General features: G+C 73.9%; 17 protein-coding genes. 9 read left to right on the top strand and 8 right to left on the bottom strand.

What is annotated here, in order from left to right:
- Positions 1-280 precede the first annotated feature (280 nt).
- Positions 281-1,708 carry a cytochrome P450 gene (locus ACZ5XZ_RS20460; RefSeq protein ID WP_468979930.1) on the bottom strand — a complete coding sequence of 476 codons (1,428 nt, stop codon included), beginning with the start codon at positions 1,706-1,708 and terminating at the stop codon, positions 281-283.
- A gap of 141 nt (positions 1,709-1,849) precedes the next feature.
- Between ACZ5XZ_RS20460 and ACZ5XZ_RS20465 the strand changes: the two genes are divergently transcribed.
- Complete coding sequence (locus ACZ5XZ_RS20465) at positions 1,850-2,251, top strand: (2Fe-2S) ferredoxin domain-containing protein (protein ID WP_384438879.1); 402 nt, start codon at positions 1,850-1,852, stop codon at positions 2,249-2,251.
- On the opposite strand, the gene helR is transcribed toward ACZ5XZ_RS20465, so the two are convergent.
- Complete coding sequence (gene helR, locus ACZ5XZ_RS20470) at positions 2,248-4,449, bottom strand: RNA polymerase recycling motor ATPase HelR (protein ID WP_468979931.1); 2,202 nt, start codon at positions 4,447-4,449, stop codon at positions 2,248-2,250. The two genes, ACZ5XZ_RS20465 and helR, sit on opposite strands and share 4 nt — an antisense overlap.
- Before the next feature lie 306 nt (positions 4,450-4,755).
- Between helR and ACZ5XZ_RS20475 the strand changes: the two genes are divergently transcribed.
- Together ACZ5XZ_RS20475 and ACZ5XZ_RS20480 are read left to right on the top strand one after the other, a co-directional pair.
- A complete protein-coding gene (locus ACZ5XZ_RS20475) occupies positions 4,756-5,520 on the top strand; it encodes a response regulator transcription factor (protein WP_468979932.1) in 765 nt (254 codons plus the stop codon).
- Positions 5,520-6,677, top strand: a complete 1,158-nt coding sequence (locus tag ACZ5XZ_RS20480; protein ID WP_468979935.1) for a sensor histidine kinase — start codon at positions 5,520-5,522, stop codon at positions 6,675-6,677. The genes ACZ5XZ_RS20475 and ACZ5XZ_RS20480 overlap by 1 nt, the downstream gene beginning before the upstream one ends.
- On the opposite strand, the gene ACZ5XZ_RS20485 is transcribed toward ACZ5XZ_RS20480, so the two are convergent.
- The 6 genes from ACZ5XZ_RS20485 to ACZ5XZ_RS20510 form a co-directional block, all read right to left on the bottom strand.
- On the bottom strand, positions 6,659-7,930 hold the full coding sequence (locus ACZ5XZ_RS20485) for an MFS transporter (protein ID WP_468979936.1): 1,272 nt from the start codon (positions 7,928-7,930) through the stop codon (positions 6,659-6,661). The genes ACZ5XZ_RS20480 and ACZ5XZ_RS20485 overlap by 19 nt on opposite strands.
- Entirely contained in the window at positions 7,927-8,556 is a 630-nt protein-coding gene (locus ACZ5XZ_RS20490) for a helix-turn-helix domain-containing protein (RefSeq protein ID WP_468979937.1), read from the bottom strand. Before ACZ5XZ_RS20490 ends, ACZ5XZ_RS20485 begins: the two co-directional genes overlap by 4 nt.
- A 106-nt stretch (positions 8,557-8,662) precedes the next feature.
- The gene (locus tag ACZ5XZ_RS20495; RefSeq protein ID WP_468979939.1) at positions 8,663-9,292 is read right to left on the bottom strand and encodes a cytochrome b/b6 domain-containing protein; all 630 of its coding nucleotides are present in this window, start codon (positions 9,290-9,292) and stop codon (positions 8,663-8,665) included.
- Positions 9,276-10,031, bottom strand: coding sequence for a molybdopterin-dependent oxidoreductase (locus ACZ5XZ_RS20500; protein WP_468979941.1), 756 nt, complete (start codon positions 10,029-10,031; stop codon positions 9,276-9,278). The genes ACZ5XZ_RS20495 and ACZ5XZ_RS20500 overlap by 17 nt, the downstream gene beginning before the upstream one ends.
- 143 nt (positions 10,032-10,174) lie before the next feature.
- Positions 10,175-11,170 (bottom strand): hypothetical protein, encoded by a 996-nt coding sequence (locus ACZ5XZ_RS20505; RefSeq protein WP_468979942.1) that lies wholly within the window; start codon positions 11,168-11,170, stop codon positions 10,175-10,177.
- A gap of 246 nt (positions 11,171-11,416) precedes the next feature.
- The gene (locus ACZ5XZ_RS20510) at positions 11,417-13,072 is read right to left on the bottom strand and encodes an FAD-binding dehydrogenase (protein WP_468979944.1); all 1,656 of its coding nucleotides are present in this window, start codon (positions 13,070-13,072) and stop codon (positions 11,417-11,419) included.
- A gap of 212 nt (positions 13,073-13,284) precedes the next feature.
- On the opposite strand from ACZ5XZ_RS20510, the gene ACZ5XZ_RS20515 reads away from it, so the two are divergent.
- The 6 genes from ACZ5XZ_RS20515 to ACZ5XZ_RS20540 all read left to right on the top strand — a co-directional run bounded on the left by ACZ5XZ_RS20515 (position 13,285) and on the right by ACZ5XZ_RS20540 (position 17,954).
- The gene (locus ACZ5XZ_RS20515) at positions 13,285-14,178 is read left to right on the top strand and encodes a DMT family transporter (RefSeq protein WP_468979947.1); all 894 of its coding nucleotides are present in this window, start codon (positions 13,285-13,287) and stop codon (positions 14,176-14,178) included.
- A 127-nt stretch (positions 14,179-14,305) separates the two neighbouring features.
- Positions 14,306-14,839, top strand: a complete 534-nt coding sequence (locus ACZ5XZ_RS20520; protein ID WP_468979948.1) for an NUDIX hydrolase — start codon at positions 14,306-14,308, stop codon at positions 14,837-14,839.
- Positions 14,840-14,881: 42 nt separating this feature from the next.
- Positions 14,882-15,292 carry a YidH family protein gene (locus ACZ5XZ_RS20525; RefSeq protein WP_468979949.1) on the top strand — a complete coding sequence of 137 codons (411 nt, stop codon included), beginning with the start codon at positions 14,882-14,884 and terminating at the stop codon, positions 15,290-15,292.
- A gap of 3 nt (positions 15,293-15,295) precedes the next feature.
- Positions 15,296-15,658 (top strand): DUF202 domain-containing protein, encoded by a 363-nt coding sequence (locus ACZ5XZ_RS20530; protein WP_468979952.1) that lies wholly within the window; start codon positions 15,296-15,298, stop codon positions 15,656-15,658.
- A gap of 153 nt (positions 15,659-15,811) precedes the next feature.
- A complete protein-coding gene (locus ACZ5XZ_RS20535) occupies positions 15,812-16,741 on the top strand; it encodes an MBL fold metallo-hydrolase (protein ID WP_468979954.1) in 930 nt (309 codons plus the stop codon).
- 160 nt (positions 16,742-16,901) lie between these two features.
- Positions 16,902-17,954: a phosphotransferase family protein gene (locus ACZ5XZ_RS20540; RefSeq protein ID WP_468979957.1), complete on the top strand. Its 1,053-nt coding sequence runs from the start codon at positions 16,902-16,904 to the stop codon at positions 17,952-17,954.
- The last annotated feature ends 2 nt before the right edge of the window (positions 17,955-17,956 follow it).

The following is a 17,956-nucleotide window of genomic DNA, read 5'->3' on the forward strand; positions in this document are numbered from 1 at the left end:
GACACCGCGGGAACGCCGAGATGCGCCGGGGTACGCCGTAGGGCACTCCGAGGTCACGGACAGGGCCGCGCGATGCAGGGCATACGCGGGCGCGGTGTCTGTAGGACCTCAGACGAGCAACGGCCTTCTCCAATCGGCGGCAATGGGACCGACAACGACGGTACGGGGGGCGCCACCAAAAAGCAAACGCTATTTTCGTTGCGTTAGGTGGAGGGGGTGGCGCACGGGCGACGGAGGCGGCCGGCGACCTCCTCCGCTCCGAAGGTGGCGCCCCCGGGGGCTACTCCCCCGCCTCGTCGCGCGGGCGCAGCCGAACCCGGGCCGGGCCGGTGGCCTGGAGGGTGATACCGGCGGCCACCGGCACCTCCTGGTCCACCGCGTCGAGTTCGTACGCGCGCAGCAGCGTCGCCAGTGCCAACACCGACTCCAGCATCGAGAAGTGCTGCCCTATGCAGGCGCGCGGGCCGCCGCCGAAGGGGAACCACGCGTAGCGGTGGCGTGCGGCCTCCCGCTCGGGTGCGAAGCGGCGCGGGTCGAAGCGCTCCGGGTCCTCCCACAGCGCCGGGTCGCGGTGGGTGACCCAGGGGGAGACGATCACATCGGCACCGGCCGGAATGCGGTATCCGCCGATCTCGGTGGCGGCCACGGCCCGGCGGCTGACGACCGGCGCCGCCGGATACAGCCGCATGGACTCCTTGAGCGCCTGCGTCAGATACGGCAGCCGGTCCAGGTCCGCGGCCGTGGGGGCGCGGTCTCCCAGGACCCGGTCGATCTCCTCGCGGACCTTCGTCTGCTCCTCGGGGTGCCGGGCGAGCAGGTACAGGGTGAAGGCCAGGGAGGTCGCGGTGGTCTCGTGCCCGGCCAGCAGGAAGATCAGGACCTGCTCGCGGACCTCGGTGGCGTCGAGGGAGCCGTCCTCGTCGTTGCCGGCCGCCATCAGGAGCGAGAGCAGATCGGAGCCCTGGCCCTCGTCGTCCCCGCCGTCCGCCGTCCCGGACGCCGCCCGGCGGTCCGCGACGATCCGGTCGCACAGGGCGTTCAGCTCGTCGATCGCGGCCCGCGCCCGCAGATTGCCGGGGGTGGGCCAGCCGCGCGGGATCTTCACCGGTACGTAAGTGCGCTGTATGACATAGGCGTTGATGACCGGGAAGCACCGGTGGATGGCCTCGACGGCCTCCTCGATGTCCAGGCCGAAGAGGATCCGGGTGACGGTGCGCAGCGCGAGCCGGTTCATCTCGGGGACCAGGTCGACGGTGCCGCTCGGCGCGGTCCGCCAGCGGCCGACGACGGCATCGGCCTCGGTCGTCACGGCCGAGGCGTAGCCGTCGACCCTGCGCTTGGTGAACAGCGGCTGCACCAGCCGCCGCTGACGGAGGTAGTCGGCGTCCTGGCTGGTGAGCAGGCCGTTGCCGAAGGACTGCCGGACCTCCTCGTACAGGGGGTGGTCCTTGCGGAAGTTGGCGGCCTGGGAGCCCAGGATCTGCTGGACGCCCTCGGGCGCGAAGACGGCGTGGAACACACTGCGCAGACCGGGCGGACCGGCCTCCAGGCGCACCACCTCGCCGTGTGCGCGCCGGGCGTCGAGGAAGGTGCGCAGGGAGTCGCGCCGCAGGTCGAGCATCGAGCCGAGGACGGGGAGCCCGGACGGTCCGGGTACCTCGGTCCGCGGGGCCGAACCGGGCTGGGGGTGGGAATCGGTGAGGGACATGCTGGGATCTCTATCCCGGTTGCGGGTCTGCCTAATCCCGGCGCCGCGTACACCAGTTCCCGATCCCGGCGTCGCGGGCCCCCGGTCCCCTCCGGAGGGGAGGGGCCGGGAGGGCCCGAAGGGCCACGTAGCATGAGCCGGATGATCAACAAGCGTGCCGGCCGAGCGGCCACCGCAGCCCCGTGCCGGGTCACCGTCTGCCGCGGCTGCTGCTGCGGCGACGCGGCCAAGATTCCGGGCGTCGACCACGCCGGTCAGATCCCCCGGCTCCGGGCGGCGCTGGACGGCGCGGCACCGGTGCGGGCCTCGGAGTGCCTGGACGTCTGCGACCAGGCGAACGTCGTCGTGGTCCAGCCGTCGGCCGCGGGCCGGGCAGCCGGCGGTCGCCCGGTCTGGCTGGGACTGGTCAACGACGACGACGCGCTGGCCGACATCGCCGCCTGGATACGCGCCGGCGGCCCGGGCCTCGCCGAGCCGCCGGGAGTGCTCGACCTGTACACGATCACGGTCTCACGGCGGGTACGGGAGGGGCTGGAGGGCTAGGGTCTGGCCGATGGGCTGGTCAGGACGACGAGTTGTCGGGTCGCCCGGGTCATCGCGACATAGCGGTCGACCGCGCCTTCGACGCCCTCGCCGAACGCTTCCGGGTCGATGAGGACGACCAGGTCGAACTCGAGCCCCTTCGACAGCTCGGGGGTCAGCGACCGGACGCGGGGATGCTCCCGGAACCTGCCCTCGTCCCGGTCGGCGGCGCCGATGACGCAGGCGGTCCCTTCGTCCTGCGCGGTCAGCCAGGCGTCGAGGACCGAGTCCAGATCCGCGAGGGATCCGTGGACGACGGGGACGCCGCCGCTGCGGATGGAGGTCGGCACATTGGCGTCCGGGAGCACCGCCCGGATGACCGGCTCGGCTTCGGCCATGACCTCTTCCGGCGTCCGGTAGTTGATGCTCAGGGACGCCACGTCGATCCGGTCGAGCCCGATCCGCTCCAGCCGCTCCCGCCACGACTCGGTGAACCCGTGCCGGGCCTGGGCGCGGTCCCCGACGATGGTGAAGCTCCGAGACGGGCAGCGCAGCAGCAGCATCTGCCACTCCGCGTCGGTCAGTTCCTGCGCCTCGTCCACGACGATGTGCGCGAAGGGGCCGGCCAGCATGTCCGGTTCGGCGGTGGGCAGTTCGGCCTCGTTGACCAGGCTGACCCGGGCGTCCTCGCCGCGCAGCATCGTCACCAGGCCCTCGCCGTCGTCGCCGTCGGCGCCGGAGTCGGCCGCGGCCTGGATCAGGTTGTCGACGACCTGATCCATGTGCGCGCGCTGGGCGGCGAGGGCGGCCTCGTGCCGGCGCTTGCGGCGGGCCGCCTCCGGGTCGCCCAGCCGCTGCCGTGCCGCGTCCAGGAGCGGCAGGTCGCAGACCGTCCAGGCCTGGGGGGCTTCCTTGCGCTGCAGCCTGCGCACCTCGTCGCGGCTGAGCCAGGGAGCGCACATCCGCAGGTAGGCGGGTACCGACCACAGGTCCCCGACGAGGTCGGCCGCTTCGAGCAGCGGCCAGGCGCGGTGGAGCGTGGTGACCAGCTCTTCGTCGTGCCGCAGCGACCTTTGGAACGACTCGGGCGAGACCTCGTCGCCGTCGTACTTGTCCAGCAGGATCGCGACCAGCTCCGCCCATATCTGCTCGCGGGCCTCGTTGTGCGGCGTACCCGGTTCCGGTGCGCAAAACGCCTCGGCCCAGTCCTCGGCGCTCAGCCAGATGTCGGCCCAGTCGGTCGTGACCGTCATCCCCTCGGCGGGCGGCTCCTCGTAGAACCTGACGGCCGTCTCGATCGCCTTCACCATGTCCGCGGACGACTTCAGCCGGGCCACCTCCGGGTCGGCCTCGATCGCCGCCCCGGCCCCCTCGGCGACGAGGTCCCGCAGGGTGCAGGTCCGCACGCCCTCCTCTCCGAGGCTGGGCAGGACGTCGGCGACGTAGGCCAGGTAGGGCTGGTGCGGACCGACGAACAGCACACCGCCGCGACGACGGCCCAGGCGCGGGTCGGAGTAGAGGAGGTAGGCGGAGCGGTGCAGGGCGACGACGGTCTTGCCGGTGCCCGGACCGCCGTCGACGACCAGCGCGCCGCGGGACCCCGCCCGGATGACGGCGTCCTGGTCGGCCTGGATGGTGCCGAGCACATCGCGCATCCGGGGCGAGCGGTTGGCGCCCAGACTGGCGATGAAGGCGGACTGGTCGTCGAGCGCGGCGTGGCCGGCGAACCCGTCCGAGGTGAACACCTCGTCCCAGTAGTCGCTGATCCGGCCGCCGGTCCAGCGGTACCTGCGGCGGCTCGCCAGGCCCATCGGGTTGGCGTGGGTGGCCGCGAAGAACGGCTCGGCCGCGGGGGAGCGCCAGTCGACCAGCAGCCGGCGCCCCTCGCTGTCCGTCAGTCCGAGTCGTCCGACGTACACGGGCTCGGGGTGCTCCGCGCCGACCATGTGTCCCAGGCACAGGTCCAGCCCGAAGCGACGCAGTGCGCGCAGGCGGGCGGTCAGCCGGTGGATCTCGGTGTCCCGCTCCATCGCCTGCCGCCCGATGCCGCCGGGTGCCCTGCGCTCGGCGTCGAGGCGGTCGGACACCTCGGCGATCGCCTGGTCGAGGCTCTCCGCGACGGCCGCGAAGTGCTGCTCGTCGGCGGCGATCAGCGTCGGGTCGGCCTTGGGCAGGAGGTGGTCGGGAAGGTCGAACGCGCTGGTGGTCAGGGGGTTCATGGCGTCAGCTCTTCCTCAGGTTCTGGCGTTGGCCTGCGATTTTGCGGCATGACCGGGGCCTTGCCGCAAGGCCCCCTGTGCGCTATAAGTTGAGAGTGGCAAGGAGTGGGTGTTCCCCCTTGCCGCCTCTTCTTCCTCGTCTCTCCCTCCCTTTGCGCCCTGGTGGCGTCGGCTCGGTGCGCGCCGTACCCGTTGCCGGTAACCGGTTACCGGTGTCTTACGGAAGCGGGCCCGGCCTCGCACGGTGGTGGGCGCTGGTGTTGGCTGTAGCCATGACGCACCCGCCCAGAAGGGCACGCTGACGCCGTGCACCGCGCCACTCCGCCCCCCGCTCCCCCGCCCGTCCCCGCCAACGGGCCGCCGCGCCGCGTCCTGGTCGTCGAGGACGACCCGACCGTCGCCGAGGTCGTCACCGGCTACCTCTCCCGGGCCGGCTACACCACCGCGCACGCCGCCGACGGCTTCGCCGCCCTCGACCGGGCGGCGGAGTTCCGGCCGCATCTGGTCGTCCTCGACCTGATGCTGCCGGGCATCGACGGCCTGGAGGTGTGCCGCCGGCTGCGCCGCGCCGACGGCGGCCCGGCGCTGCCGGTGGTGATGCTGACGGCGCGCGGCGAGGAGGCGGACCGCATTCTCGGCCTGGAGCTGGGCGCGGACGACTATGTGACCAAGCCGTTCAGCCCGCGGGAGCTGGTGCTGCGGATCGGTTCGGTGCTGCGACGCGCGGAGTCCGCGCCGCCGGCCGCCGCGCCCGCCCCCGTACTGCGGGCCGGTGACCTCGTCGCCGACCCCGGCGGGCGGCGGGCCCACCGAGCGGGACGTGAACTCTCCCTCACCGCCCGGGAGTTCGACCTGCTGGCCTTCCTGATGCGCAACCCGGGGCGGGTCTTCGCCCGTGAGGAGCTGCTGCACCGGGTCTGGGGGTGGGAGTTCGGCGATCTGTCGACGGTGACCGTACATGTGCGGCGGCTGCGCGAGAAGATCGAGGCGGACCCTGCGGCACCGCGGCTGGTGACGACGGTCTGGGGCGCCGGCTACCGCTTCGACCCGGCGGAGGGCGAGCCGGAGTGATGACGGACTTCCTGGTCATCGTGGCGCTGGCGGCGCTCGGCGCGGCACTGGCGGGGCTGCTGGCCGCGCCCGCGGTACGGGCGCTGCGACGGCGCTCGGTCGCGCTGTCGCTGTTCGCGGTGGCGGCGCTGGCGGTGGCCGCGATGGCGGCGGGGACGGTGGCGGTCGCCCAGGCGATGTTTCTGTCCGGGCACGACCTGGGCGTGGTGATGGCCGTGGTCGCGGTCTCCGGGGTGGTGTCGCTGGCGGCCGCGCTGCTCTTCGGGCGGCGGATCGCGGCGGGCAGCAGGGAGCTGGCGCGATCGGCCCGCACGGTCGGCAGTGCGGGCGGGTTCGTGGCGCCCGCCGAGCCGCCGACGGCCGAACTGGCGGCGCTGTCCAGGGCGTTGGAGGAGACCAGCGGGCGGCTCGCCGAGGCGCGGGAGCGGGAGCGGGCGCTGGACGCCTCCCGGCGCGAGCTGATCGCCGGGATCTCGCACGATCTGCGGACGCCGCTCGCGGGGCTGCGGGCGATGGCCGAGGCGCTGGAGGACGGCGTCGCCGAGGACACCGCCCGCTACCACTCCCGGATGCGGATCGAGGTGGAGCGGCTGGCCGCGATGGTCGACGACCTCTTCGAACTGTCCCGTATCCAGGCCGGGGCGCTGGCCCTGACGTTCTCGCGGGTGTCGGTCTACGACCTGGTGGACGACGCGCTGGCGGGGGCCCGGCCGCTGGCCCGGGCGCGCGGGGTGCGGCTGGTGGACGGCGGGGTGCTGCCGCTGCCGGTGCGGGTGGACGCCCAGCAGATCACTCGGGTGCTCGGCAACCTGCTGGTCAACGCGATCCGTGCGACACCGGCCGACGGCACGGTGGCGGTCAGCGCACGGCACGAGGAGGGCCGGGTGGTGCTCGCGGTCGAGGACGGCTGCGGCGGCATCCCGCCGGAGGATCTGGCCCGGGTCTTCGACACCGGCTGGCGCGGCGGCAGTGCGCGTACGCCGCGGGCGGACGGTGAGGGCGGCGCGGGGCTGGGGCTGGCGATCGTGCGCGGCATCGTGGTGGCGCACGAAGGCCGGGCGACGGTGCGCAACTCCGGCGCGGGCTGCCGTTTCGAGGTCACCCTGCCGTCGGCCGGGGCGCCGGCGGAGCCTCGGCCTCAGCCGCCGACGGTCTGAGCCGCCGCTTCGGGGGCGGCGCGGCGGGTGGGCAGGTCGCGGACGGTCCGGACCGGCGAGAAGAGCAGGATCAGGGCGGCCAGCGGAACGCCGGCGGTGGTGATCCACATGGCGGCGCGGACACCGAGGGCGGAGCCGAGGGCGCCGCCGAGCAGCGCCCCCAGCGGCAGGGTGCCGTAGTTGAGGAACGCGCTGCTGGCCACCAGCCGGCCGAGCAGCGGCGGCGGGCAGTAGCCCTGCTGGAAACCCACCTTGAGGATGTTGCCGGCCACCACCCCGGCGGAGACGCCGAAGCCGCCGGCGACGCACAGCAGCGCCCCGGCGCCCGGGGAGGCGAGCGGGATGAGCAACGCCGTGCAGGGAATGCCGAGTTCGCACAGCAGCATGGCGCGGGCGGTACCGAGCCGGCCGGCGGTGCGGCGTACCACGAAGGCACCCGCGATACCTCCCGTGCCGGCCAGCGCCAGCAGTCCGCCGACCGCGCCGGGTGCCAGGCCGACCTCGCGGACCAGGAAGACCGTCAGGAGGGACTGGTAGCCCATGAGCGCGAGATTGGAGGTGGCGCCGAAGAGGGTCAGAGTGCGAAACCACCGGTCCCCGGCGACCAGCCGCAGCCCCTCGGCGACCTCGCCGGTCAGCGACCGCGCCGGGCGGCCGGAGGCCTCGGGGGGCGGTTCGCGGTGCCGGATGCCGAGCAGGCACAGCAGCGCGACGAGGAAGGTGGCGGCGTGTGCGAACAGGCCGTTGACGGCGCCGGCGAGTTGAGCGATGAGGCCGCCCGCCCCCTGGCCGGCGATCTGCGCCGCCGAGGCGCTGCCGTGCAGCTTGGCGTTGCCCTCGGGCAGGTCGGCCGGCGCGAGCAGGGTGGGCAGGTAGGCGCTGTACGCGGTCTGGAAGACCACCGCGGCGGCGCCGGTCAGCAGGGCCACGGCGAGCAGCGGCCCCAGGCCCAGCCGGCCGGACCGGGCCAGCAGCGGTACGGCGGCCAGGAGCGCCAGCGACAGCGCGGCGGAGGCCAGCATGAGGGGGCGGCGGCGCAGGCGGTCCACCCATGCCCCGACCGGGAGGCCGATCAGCAGCCAGGGCAGCCAGCCGCAGGCGCCGAGCAGTGCGACCTCGAAGGTGGAGGCGTGCAGGACGGAGACCGCCACCAGCGGCATCGCCACGCCGGTGACCGCCGCTCCGAACCTGCCCGCCGTCTCCCCGCACCACAGCAGCCTGAAGTCGCGGTGCCGGCGCAGCAGTCCGCTCATCCGCCGTCCCGTTCCCTGCGGGGGAAGGACTGCAGTTGGACGAGGACCGGGCGGGCGTCCTCGTCGGCCGTGCCGGCCGGGTCGGGGGCCGGGTTCCGGTAGCGGTCTATGACCTGCTCCAACTCGGTGTTCAGAGCCTGGAGTTGCTGTGGGGTCAGGCGGAGGTCCTGGCGGCGGAGGAGGGTGCCGGCGTCGCGCCAGTGCGGCCCCCAGTCCTCGGCGAGGTAGGTGGTGACCTGCTCGAAGTCCCGCTGGACGGTTTCGTGCAGATAGACCGACAGGGGGCCGCGGCTGTCGGGGTCGTCGCGGAAGTCGTTGGTGTCGAGGCGGCGGGCTGCCCGGACCGCCTTCCACCAGCGCTCCCGTTTGGTGCCGCGGCCGGTCTCCTCCTCGATGAAGCCGTGGTCGGCGAGGTGGCGCAGATGCCAGCTGACCGTGCCGGTGTTCTCGCCGAGGCGGCGGCCGAGCCCGGTGGCGGTGTCCGGGCCGTCGAGGGCCAACAGGTCCAGGATGCGCATCCGCAGGGGGTGGGCCAGGCCGCGGAGGCTGCGGGCGTCCATGCGGCGCACGGGACGGGCGGCGGGTGGCGCATCGGGGGTCGGGGGCTGCTGCGGGGCATCGCTCATGGGCCCAGCGTAGAGCTGCAGAGGCTTCTCTGCATAGAGGTCTCTGCAGAGAAGTCTCTGTGATTTGCGGAGACTTCTCCGTGCTCTCTCGGCAACGCGGGTTTCCCTACTGGGACTTGCCCTCCGGCTCCCACAGCGGATGCTCGCGCGCGGCCCATCGGGCGTCGACCGAACCGGTGCGCATCCCACGGCGGGACTCGGGATCGCCGTAGGCCTTCCCGACGTGACCGGCGATCACCAGGACCAGGGCGAGGGCGAGCCAGTCGTGGACGAAGGTGGCGCCGGTGCGCCACACCAGGGGGGCGAGGTGGGGGAACCACATCGTCAGGCCGGTGCCCAGCATCACCAGGACCGCGCCGGCGAGCCATGCGGCGTACAGCTTCTGGCCGGCGTTGAACTTGCCGGCCGGGCGTCCCCCTCGGCGGCGGACCGCGGCACGCAGCCAGCGGCGGTCGTGCGGGCCGAAGCGGTTGAGGCGGCGGAGGTCGGCGCGCAGGGCGCGGGAGGCCAGGCCCAGCAGCAGGGGGACGGGCAGCAGGAGGCCGGACCACTCGTGGACGGTCACCATCAGGGCGCGGCGGCCGACGAGTTGGGCGAGGAAGGGGAGGTAGAGGCAGCCCGCGGTGAGGACGCAGACGGCCATGAGGGTGGCGGTGGCGCGGTGCACCCGGTGTTCGGCGCGGGTGAAGCGCGGCACCCGGGGGCGGGCCGCGGTCCGCTCAGGTGGTCGGGGCATCGTCGCGTCCGTTCGACCGGCCGACCCAGGCGTCGACGTCATATCCGCGCTCCTCCCAGTAGCCGGGCCGGACCCGGTCGGTGACGGTGATGCGGGAGAGCCACTTCGCCGACTTGTAGAAGTACATGGGTGCGACGTAGAGGCGCACCGGTCCGCCGTGGTCGTGGCCGAGCGGCCGGTCCTGCATCCGCAGCGCGACCAGGACGTCGTCGCGGCGGGCCTGTTCGAGGGTGAGGGACTCGCGGTAGGCGCCGTCGAAGCAGGTGAAGTGGACGGCCTCGGCCTCGGGGCGGACGCCGGCGGCGTCGAGGAGGGTGGCCAACCGTACGCCCTCGAAGGCGGTGTGCGGCACCCGCCAGCCGGTGACGCACTGGACGTCGCGCACGAGCCGGGTCTGGGGCAGCGCGCGCAGGTCGGCGAGGCGGTAGTCGGTGGGGCGCCGTACCAGGCCGTCGAGGGTGAGGCGGTAGCCGCGCTCGCCCTTGTGCGGTACGGAGCCGGTCACCGAGTAGTAGCGGAAGCCGCCGCCGGCCGGGAGCAGTCCGGACAGGCCGGTGGGGTCCTTTTGGGCGACGGCGCCGATGGTGCTGTCGTAGGCGCGCTGCAGGAGGGGGGCGGCGGCGACGCCGGCGGCGCCGGCCGCGAGCATGCCGAGCACCACGCGGCGCCCTACGGGGCTGCCGCGCCCGTCCTCGTCGTCGTGGTCCGCCGAGCGGGCCGGATTCGGGTCCTGGGTCACCCCTCGATTCGAGCACCGCGCGCGCCCCGGGGCCAGCGTCCGGGCGTCGGCGTCAGACTTTCGTCATCGTCATCGTCATCGTCATCGTCATCGTCATCGTGATCGTCGTCGTCATCGACATCGGCCCCGGCGGGGTGGGCGGGTCAGCGGTCCGCGTCGCGGCGGGCCCGGCACAGGGCGGTGTCGCGGGCGGCCTGGAAGGCGCCTTCGGCGTCGCGGCCCGCGTACGACCACGGCGCACGCGTCAGGTGCGGGCCGATGCGCTGGAAGAGGGCGGCGGCCTCGGCCATCCTCCCCTCGTGGAACGTCGCGTGCGCGAGGAAGTTGAGGTCGACCTTGCCGCGCGGATGGTCCTCGCCCTCCCACTCCAGCCACCAGTCGAAGGCGGACCGCAGGAGCCGGCGGGCACGGCGGGTGGACCAGTGGCCGGAGTCCGCGGGGTCGGGGGGCTCCAGGCCGGCGGCGGCCCGTACGCGGTAGCGCTCGGCGTGGGCGACGACGGGGAGCAGGGCCAGTGGGGAGTCGGCGGGGGCGCGGGAGGCGGCCCGGGCGGCGAACGCGTCGGCCGGGTGCGCCGGGTCGTCGGCGCCGGCCGGCTGCTGCTCGGCCAGGCAGGCCGCCATCAGGTGGTGGGCGTGGTGGTGGTCGCGGTGGCGGGCCCGTATCTGCCGGAAGGCATGGGCGCGGGCCTGTGGGGTGCCGGTGCGGCGGGCGAGGATCAGCGCGCCCAGCCAGGGGGTGGGGTCGTCGGGCAGCATCCGGGCGGCGACCGCGCAGGCCTCGGCGGCGGCGGTGATACCGGCCTCGCCGCACAGGGCGAGCCGGACGGTGGCGAGCGCCACGAGCGTGGCGGCGTCACCGCTGTCCGGCTCGGCGAGCTGCCAGTCGCCGGCCCAGGCGGCGCTGCCGGGGCAGCCGGCCAGGACCGTTAATCGGTGTCCGCGCCGGTCCCAGTCCGCGCCGGTCTCGGCCAGCAGGGTACGCACCCGGGCCCACTGGCCGAGCGCCAGCGCATCGGCGGCGACGGCCAGTTGGGTGTCGTCCAGGGCCGGGGCGAGGACCGGTGCGTCCGGGCAGCGGGCGCGGCGCAGGGCCGGCGGGGTGGCCGAGGGCAGGGGGGAAGGGGACGTCGAAGTCACGGGTCAGGGGGCTCCATGGCGCGCCTCGCCGGCCGGGCACCGCACCGTCGTCGTCAGTGGGTGGGGCGCCCGATCTGCGCGCGCCTGTGCAGAGGGTGACGGACTGGTCCGCACCAGTCATCACCCACAGCAAAGCGCTACGCAGAGCTCCGCGTCAAGGCGGGAAGGGGAATGGCCGGATCCGCCAACTCCCCTTCCGCATCATGGGATTGACCGGCCACCTGCCGGAATCCGCTCTCCATCCCCTCAGGCCACCGCCCGGGCCGCCGCCCGGCCCGCCGTACGCCCGGAGAAGAGGCAGCCACCGAGGAAGGTGCCCTCCAGCGAGCGGTATCCGTGCAGCCCACCGCCGCCGAACCCGGCCGCCTCGCCCGCCGCGTAGACGCCGGGAAGAGGGGCGCCGCCGTCGGCCAGCACCCGCGAGGAGAGGTCGGTCTCCAGGCCGCCGAGCGTCTTGCGGGTGAGGATGTTCAGCCGTACGGCGATCAGCGGGCCGGCCTTGGGATCGAGCAGCCGGTGCGGGGCCGCGGTGCGGATCAGCCGGTCGCCCAGGTACTTGCGGGTCCCGCGCATGGCGGTCACCTGGAGGTCCTTGGTGAAGGAGTTGGTGATCTCGCGGTCGCGGGCCACGATCTCGTCGCGCAGCGCGGCCTCGTCGATCAGCGGCTTCTCGGTCAGCGCGTTCATCCGCCGTACGAGGTCGGTCAGCGAACGCTCGACGACGAAGTCCGCGCCGTGGTCCATGAACGCGCGCACCGGCCCCGGCGCACCGGCCCGGGCCCGGCCCAGGACCTCGCGGATGCTCTTTCCGGTCAGGTCCGGGTTCTGCTCCGAGCCGGAGAGCGTGAACTCCTTCTCGATGATCTTCCGGGTGAGCACGAACCAGGTGTGGTCATGGCCCGTGCGCATGATGTGTTCGAGCGTGCCGAGGGTGTCGAAGCCGGGGAACAGCGGCACCGGCAGCCGCTTGCCGCGGGCGTCCAGCCACAGCGGGGACGGGCCCGACAGGATCCGGATACCGTGCATCGGCCAGATCGGGTTCCAGTTGTCGATGCCCTCGGTGTAGTGCCACATCCGGTCGCGGTTGATCAGGCGGCCGCCGGCACCCTCGGCGATGCCCAGCATCTCGCCGTCCACATGCGCGGGCACCCCGGACAGCATCCGCCGCGGGGGTGTGCCCAGTCGTTCGGGCCAGTTGGCGCGCACCAGCTCGTGGTTGCCGCCGATACCGCCCGAGGTGACGATCACGGCCTGCGCCCTGAGTTCGAAGGCGCCGGCCACCTCGCGGCTGCTGGGCCTGCCGCGGGCCACGTCCGAGGGTTCGAGGATCTCGCCGCTGACCGTGTCCACGCTGCCGGCGCTGCGCGAGAGCCCGGTGACGCGGTGCCGGAAGCGCAGGTCGACCAGACCGCGGGCGGCCCCGGCCCGCACCCGGCGCTCGAACGGCGCGACCAGACCGGGCCCGGTGCCCCAGGTGACGTGGAAGCGGGGGACGGAGTTGCCGTGCCCGGTCGCGTCGTAGCCGCCGCGCTCGGCCCAGCCGACGACGGGGAAGAACCGCACGCCCTGCCGGTGCAGCCAGGAGCGCTTCTCCCCGGCGGCGAAGTCGACGTACGCCTCGGCCCACTTGCGCGGCCAGTGGTCCTCCGGGCGGTCGAAGCCGGCCGCGCCCAGCCAGTCCTGCCAGGCGAGGGCATGGCTGTCGCGGATCCGCAGCCGGCGCTGCTCGGGCGAGTCCACCAGGAAGAGGCCGCCGAAGGACCAGTGCGCCTGCCCGCCGAGGGACTGCTCGGGCTCCTGGTCGAGCAGGATCACCGTGCGCCCGGCGTCCACCAGTTCCGCGGTGGCCGCCAGCCCCGCGAGCCCCGCTCCGATCACGATCACATCAGCGTCGTACGCCATCTCAGCCATCTCCTCACCGGGGCACGCCGGCGCGCACCGGCCGCCGTGGTGGAACGATCCTCAGCGCGCCCGACTGCCGCGTCAACCGTTTGATTACCGCGCAGTACGCAAGGGCGCGCGGGAGAATGGGGGGTGATCAGGGCCACCACCCCCGCCGCCGGACGGCCCTCCTCAGGCGCATCCCCCGCCCCGCGTGATACGAGGTGTGCGACGTGACGGTGATACTGCTCGCCCTCGGAGCGGCCTGCGCTCTGGGGTCGGGCTTCGTGCTCCAGCAGGCCGCGGCGCAGCGCGCGCCGATGAAGGACTTCCTCTCCCTGCGTCTGCTGCTGGACCTGGTGCGGATGCCGGTGTGGCTGGCCGGTATCGGGCTGATGGTGGTCGGGATGGCGCTCGGCGCGGTGGCGCTGGGGATGGGCGACATCACTCTGGTGGAGCCGCTGCTGGCGACCAATCTGCTGTTCGCGATGGCACTGTCCCGGCGGCTGACCCGGCAGCGGCTCGGCCGCACCGGGTGGGCCGGGCTGTGGCTGCTGGCGGGCGGGGTCACCGCCTTCATCGTGGCCGGCCAGCCGCAGGGCGGCAGGAGGAGCCCCGATCACCTGTGGCAGTGGCTGATCATGGGGATGGTGCTGGGCACCGCCCTGCTGCTGGCGGCCGTCGCCAAACGGGAGCGGACCCATGTGAGCCTGGAGGCCGCGCTGCTGGGCATCGCGGCGGGCCTGGTCTACGGCCTGCAGGACGCGCTGACCCGGATCAGCGGTGACCACTTCGAACGGGGCGGCTGGCCGGCGCTGGTGACCAGTTGGCAGCCGTACGCCATCGTCGGACTCGGGGTACTGGCGCTGGTCATGGTGCAGAGCGCCTTCGAATCGGCGCCGCTGCGGCTGTCGCTGCCGGCACTGACCGCCGCCCAGCCGCTGGCCGGGATCGCCTGCGGGGTGGGCTTCCTCGGCGACCGGCTGCAGGTGACGCCGGGGGCGCTGGCGTGGGAGGTGGCCGGGATCATGGCCGTCGTCGCGGGCATCGTCCTGATCGGCACCCATCCGGCGATGCCGCCGGGAACGGGCCGGACCGAGGACACGGTGGAGATGCAGCCGCGCTGACGCGGCGGGTGGGGCGCGGGGAGGGTGGCGGCCGGACCACCGGCCCGACGGGCACCGGCGGTGAGCCCCCGGGGCGCGTGCCCCGGCGGGTGCGCCCCGCCCCGTGTGGTGGTGGTTGCATGGCCCCATGACCGATCAGCAACCGCTCAACGCGGACGAGATCCTCGACGTCGTCGACGAGAACGATCAGGTCGTGGGACAGGCCCCGCGCGGCGAGACCTACGCCCGCCGGATGCGCACCCGCTGCGCCTTCGTCCTCGTCCGGGACGCCGAGGACCGGATCTTCGTACACCGCCGCACCCCGCACAAGCTCGTCTTCCCCTCCCACTACGACATGTTCGTGGGCGGGGTGGTCGGCGCCGGCGAGAGCTACGACGCGGCGGCGCTGCGCGAGGCGGAGGAGGAGCTGGGCGTACAGGGTCTGCAGCAGCCCGAGCCGCTGTTCAAGTTCCTCTACGAGACCGCGGAGCACACCTGGTGGTCCGCGGTCTACCAGGTGCGCTGCACCCTGCCGGTCGCCCCGCAGGAGTCGGAGATCGACTGGCATGCGTTCCTGCCCGAGGAGGAGCTGATCGGGCGGCTCGACCAGTGGCCCTGGACGCCGGACGGCATGGCCGCGTACCGGCGGCTGCTGGAGCTGCGGGAGACGGGAGCGGCCTGATGCGGCGGGCCGTGCGGCCGGCCGGCCGTTAGGGTTTCGGCCATGATCCTCACCGACGGACTGCGGTCGGCCGTCGCGGCCGTGCGGCTGTGGTGCTCGCCCGCGCGGGTCCGCGAGGAGGGCACGACCCCCGACTACCGCTTCTCGCTCGCCAATGAGCGTACCTTTCTCGCCTGGCTGCGCACCGGCCTGGCGTTGATCGGCGGCGGGTTCGCGGTGGACCAGTTCCTGCCCCGGCTGCACCCGGGCGTGCGGCTGACCTTCACCGTCGTCCTGCTCGCGGGCGGGGCACTGTGCGCACTGCGGGCGGTCAACCACTGGGTGCGCTGCGAGCGGGCGATGCGGCGCGGCGAGGACCTGCCGGTCTCCCGCTTCCCCACGGCGCTGGCGCTGGCCGTCGGGGTGCTCGGGGTGGCGGTGGCCGTGCTGGTCCTGCTGGGCTGGACCGACTAGCCGATGGCGGGCGGAGCGCGGCCGGGCGGGCCAGGACCTGGTGCGGCGAGCGACCGGGATCCCGGACTGCAGCCGGAGCGGACCAGGCTGGCCTGGCGGCGTACGACGCTGTCCGCCACGGCGATGGCGGTGCTGGCCGGCCGGCAGCTGCTGCAGAGCCGGGCGCCCGGACCGGTGGAGGCGGTGCTGGCGGTACTGACGGGGTTGCTGTGGCTCGCCTTCGTGGCACTCGCGCACCACCGGATGCGGGCGATGGCCACCGACCGCCCGCCGGGGCTGCCGCCGCGGACCGCCCTGCTGCTGGTCGCCTGCACGCTCGCGGTGGCGCTGTGCGGCGCGGCGATACTGGTGCGACCGGGCCGCTGAGACGCCCTGGGGGGTATCCGCAAAGTCCCGCCTGGCCCCCACCGAGGCCGGCGGCGGAGGTACCGTAACGCGACCCTCGCCGCGCCGGGGCGGACCAACTCGCGGCCGGCCGGTGGGGCGTGACGGACCATCGAGCAAGGGGGCAGAACCCGCATGGGTGACGCGAGCGCACCGACCACGGCCGAGCCGTACCTCACCGAACTGGCCGCCGGCGTCCATGCCTACATCCAGCCGGACGGCGGCTGGTGCCTGAACAACGCCGGCTTCCTCACCGACGGCGACGCCACCCTGGTCGTGGACACCGCCGCCACCGAGCGCCGGGCCCGGCGCTTGCGCCGGCGGATCGCGGAGAGCGGCGCGCCGGCGCCGCGCACCGTGGTCAACACCCACCACCACGGTGACCACACCTACGGCAACGGCGTCTTCGCACCCGAGGCGACGATCGTCGGGCACGCCGCCTGCCGCCGCGAGCTGCTGGCCGCCGGCCACCAGCTGCACGCGGTGTGGCCGCAGGTGGAGTACGGCGACATCCGCCTGACCCCGCCCGAGGTGACGTACACCGACGAACTGACCCTGCACGTCGGCGGCATCGAGGCGCGGCTGATCCACCCGGGCGTGGCGCACACCCCCGGCGACACCCTCGTGTGGCTGCCCCGGCAGCGCGTCGTCTTCGCCGGGGACCTGGTCTTCCACGGCGGCACCCCGTTCGTCTTCATGGGGTCGCTGACCGGCTCGCTGCGCGCGATCGAACTGCTGCGTTCGCTGGACGCCGACACCGTGGTCCCCGGGCACGGTCCCGTGGCCGGCCCCGAGGTCTTCGACGTCATCGAGCGCTATCTACGGTTCGTCGGACAGCTGGCGGAGGAGGGCCGGGCCGCGGGGCGGACGCCGCTGGAGGTGGCCCGGGCCGCGGATCTCGGGCCGTTCGCGGAGCTGGCGGAGAGCGAGCGGCTGGTGGCGAATCTGCATCGGGCGTACGCGGAGCTGGCGGGCGCGGAGCCGGGCGCACCGCTGGACCCACTGGTGGGATTCGGCGACATGACGGCGATGAACGGCGGGGTGCCGGTGGCCTGTCACGCGTGAGCGGCGGCGGCCGAGCGGTGGCGGCGTGGCGGAAAACCCCCCTCCGGGGCGGTGCGTGACCGACGCCCCACGCACCGGCACTGGACGCCATACCGACTAGTCGGCATGATCGGGGCAGCGATCGACCGATGGACCGCCCACTGCGTAACGGAGGAGCACGATGAGCAAGGGCACCCCGCCCCCTCAGGCCCCGGGCCGGGAGGACCCTCCCGGCCTCGACCTCGCCCGATTGCGCGCACAACTGGACCGGGAGCGGCCGGGGCTGGCCGGCGGCCCGCTGCGCGCGCAGCTGATCGAGGGCGGGCGGTCCAATCTCACCTACCGCGTCACCGACGGCGCGGCCTCCTGGGTCGTCCGCCGGCCGCCGCTCGGCCATGTGCTGGCCACCGCGCACGACATGCGACGCGAGCACCGGGTGATCAGCGCGCTGCACGGCACTCCGGTTCCGGTGCCCGAGACGCTGCTGCTGTGCGAGGACGAGTCGGTGATCGGCGCGCCCTTCTATGTGATGGAGCTGGTCGAGGGCACCCCGTACCGCACGGCCGGCCAGCTCGCCCCGCTCGGCCCCGAGCGCACCCGGGCCGTGGTGCTCTCCCTGGTCGACACGCTCGTGGCGCTGCACGCCGTGGACCCCGAGGCGGCCGGGCTCGGCGACTTCGGCCGTCCGGAGGGCTTCCTGGAGCGTCAGCTGCGGCGCTGGGGCAAGCAGCTGAGCGCGTCGAAGAACCGCGACCTGCCGGGCATCGAGGAGCTGCACCAGGCGCTGGGCCGGGCACTGCCCGCCTCCCCCGCGCCGGCCGTCGTGCACGGCGACTACCGCCTCGACAACGTCCTGGTCGGTACCGATGACACCATCAAGGCCGTACTGGACTGGGAGATGTCCACGCTCGGCGATCCGCTGACCGACCTCGGGCTGCTGGTGATGTACAGCTCGGACCTGGGCCTGCCCGAGTCGCCGGTGAGCACCACCAGCGGCGCGCCAGGTCACCCGGCCCCCGAGGAGCTGATCGCGCGCTATGCCGCGGGCTCGGGCCGGGACACCTCCTCGATCGCCTGGTACACCGCCTTCGCCTGGTTCAAGCTCGCCGTGATCCTCGAGGGCATCCACTACCGCTTCACGCTCGGCCAGACCGTCGGCGCCGGGTTCGACCGGATCGGCGAACTCGTCCCCGTCTTCATCGACCGCGGACTGACCACCCTCAAGGAAGGCTGAGG

It is taken from the genome of Streptomyces sp. NPDC033270 (genome assembly GCF_055576575.1).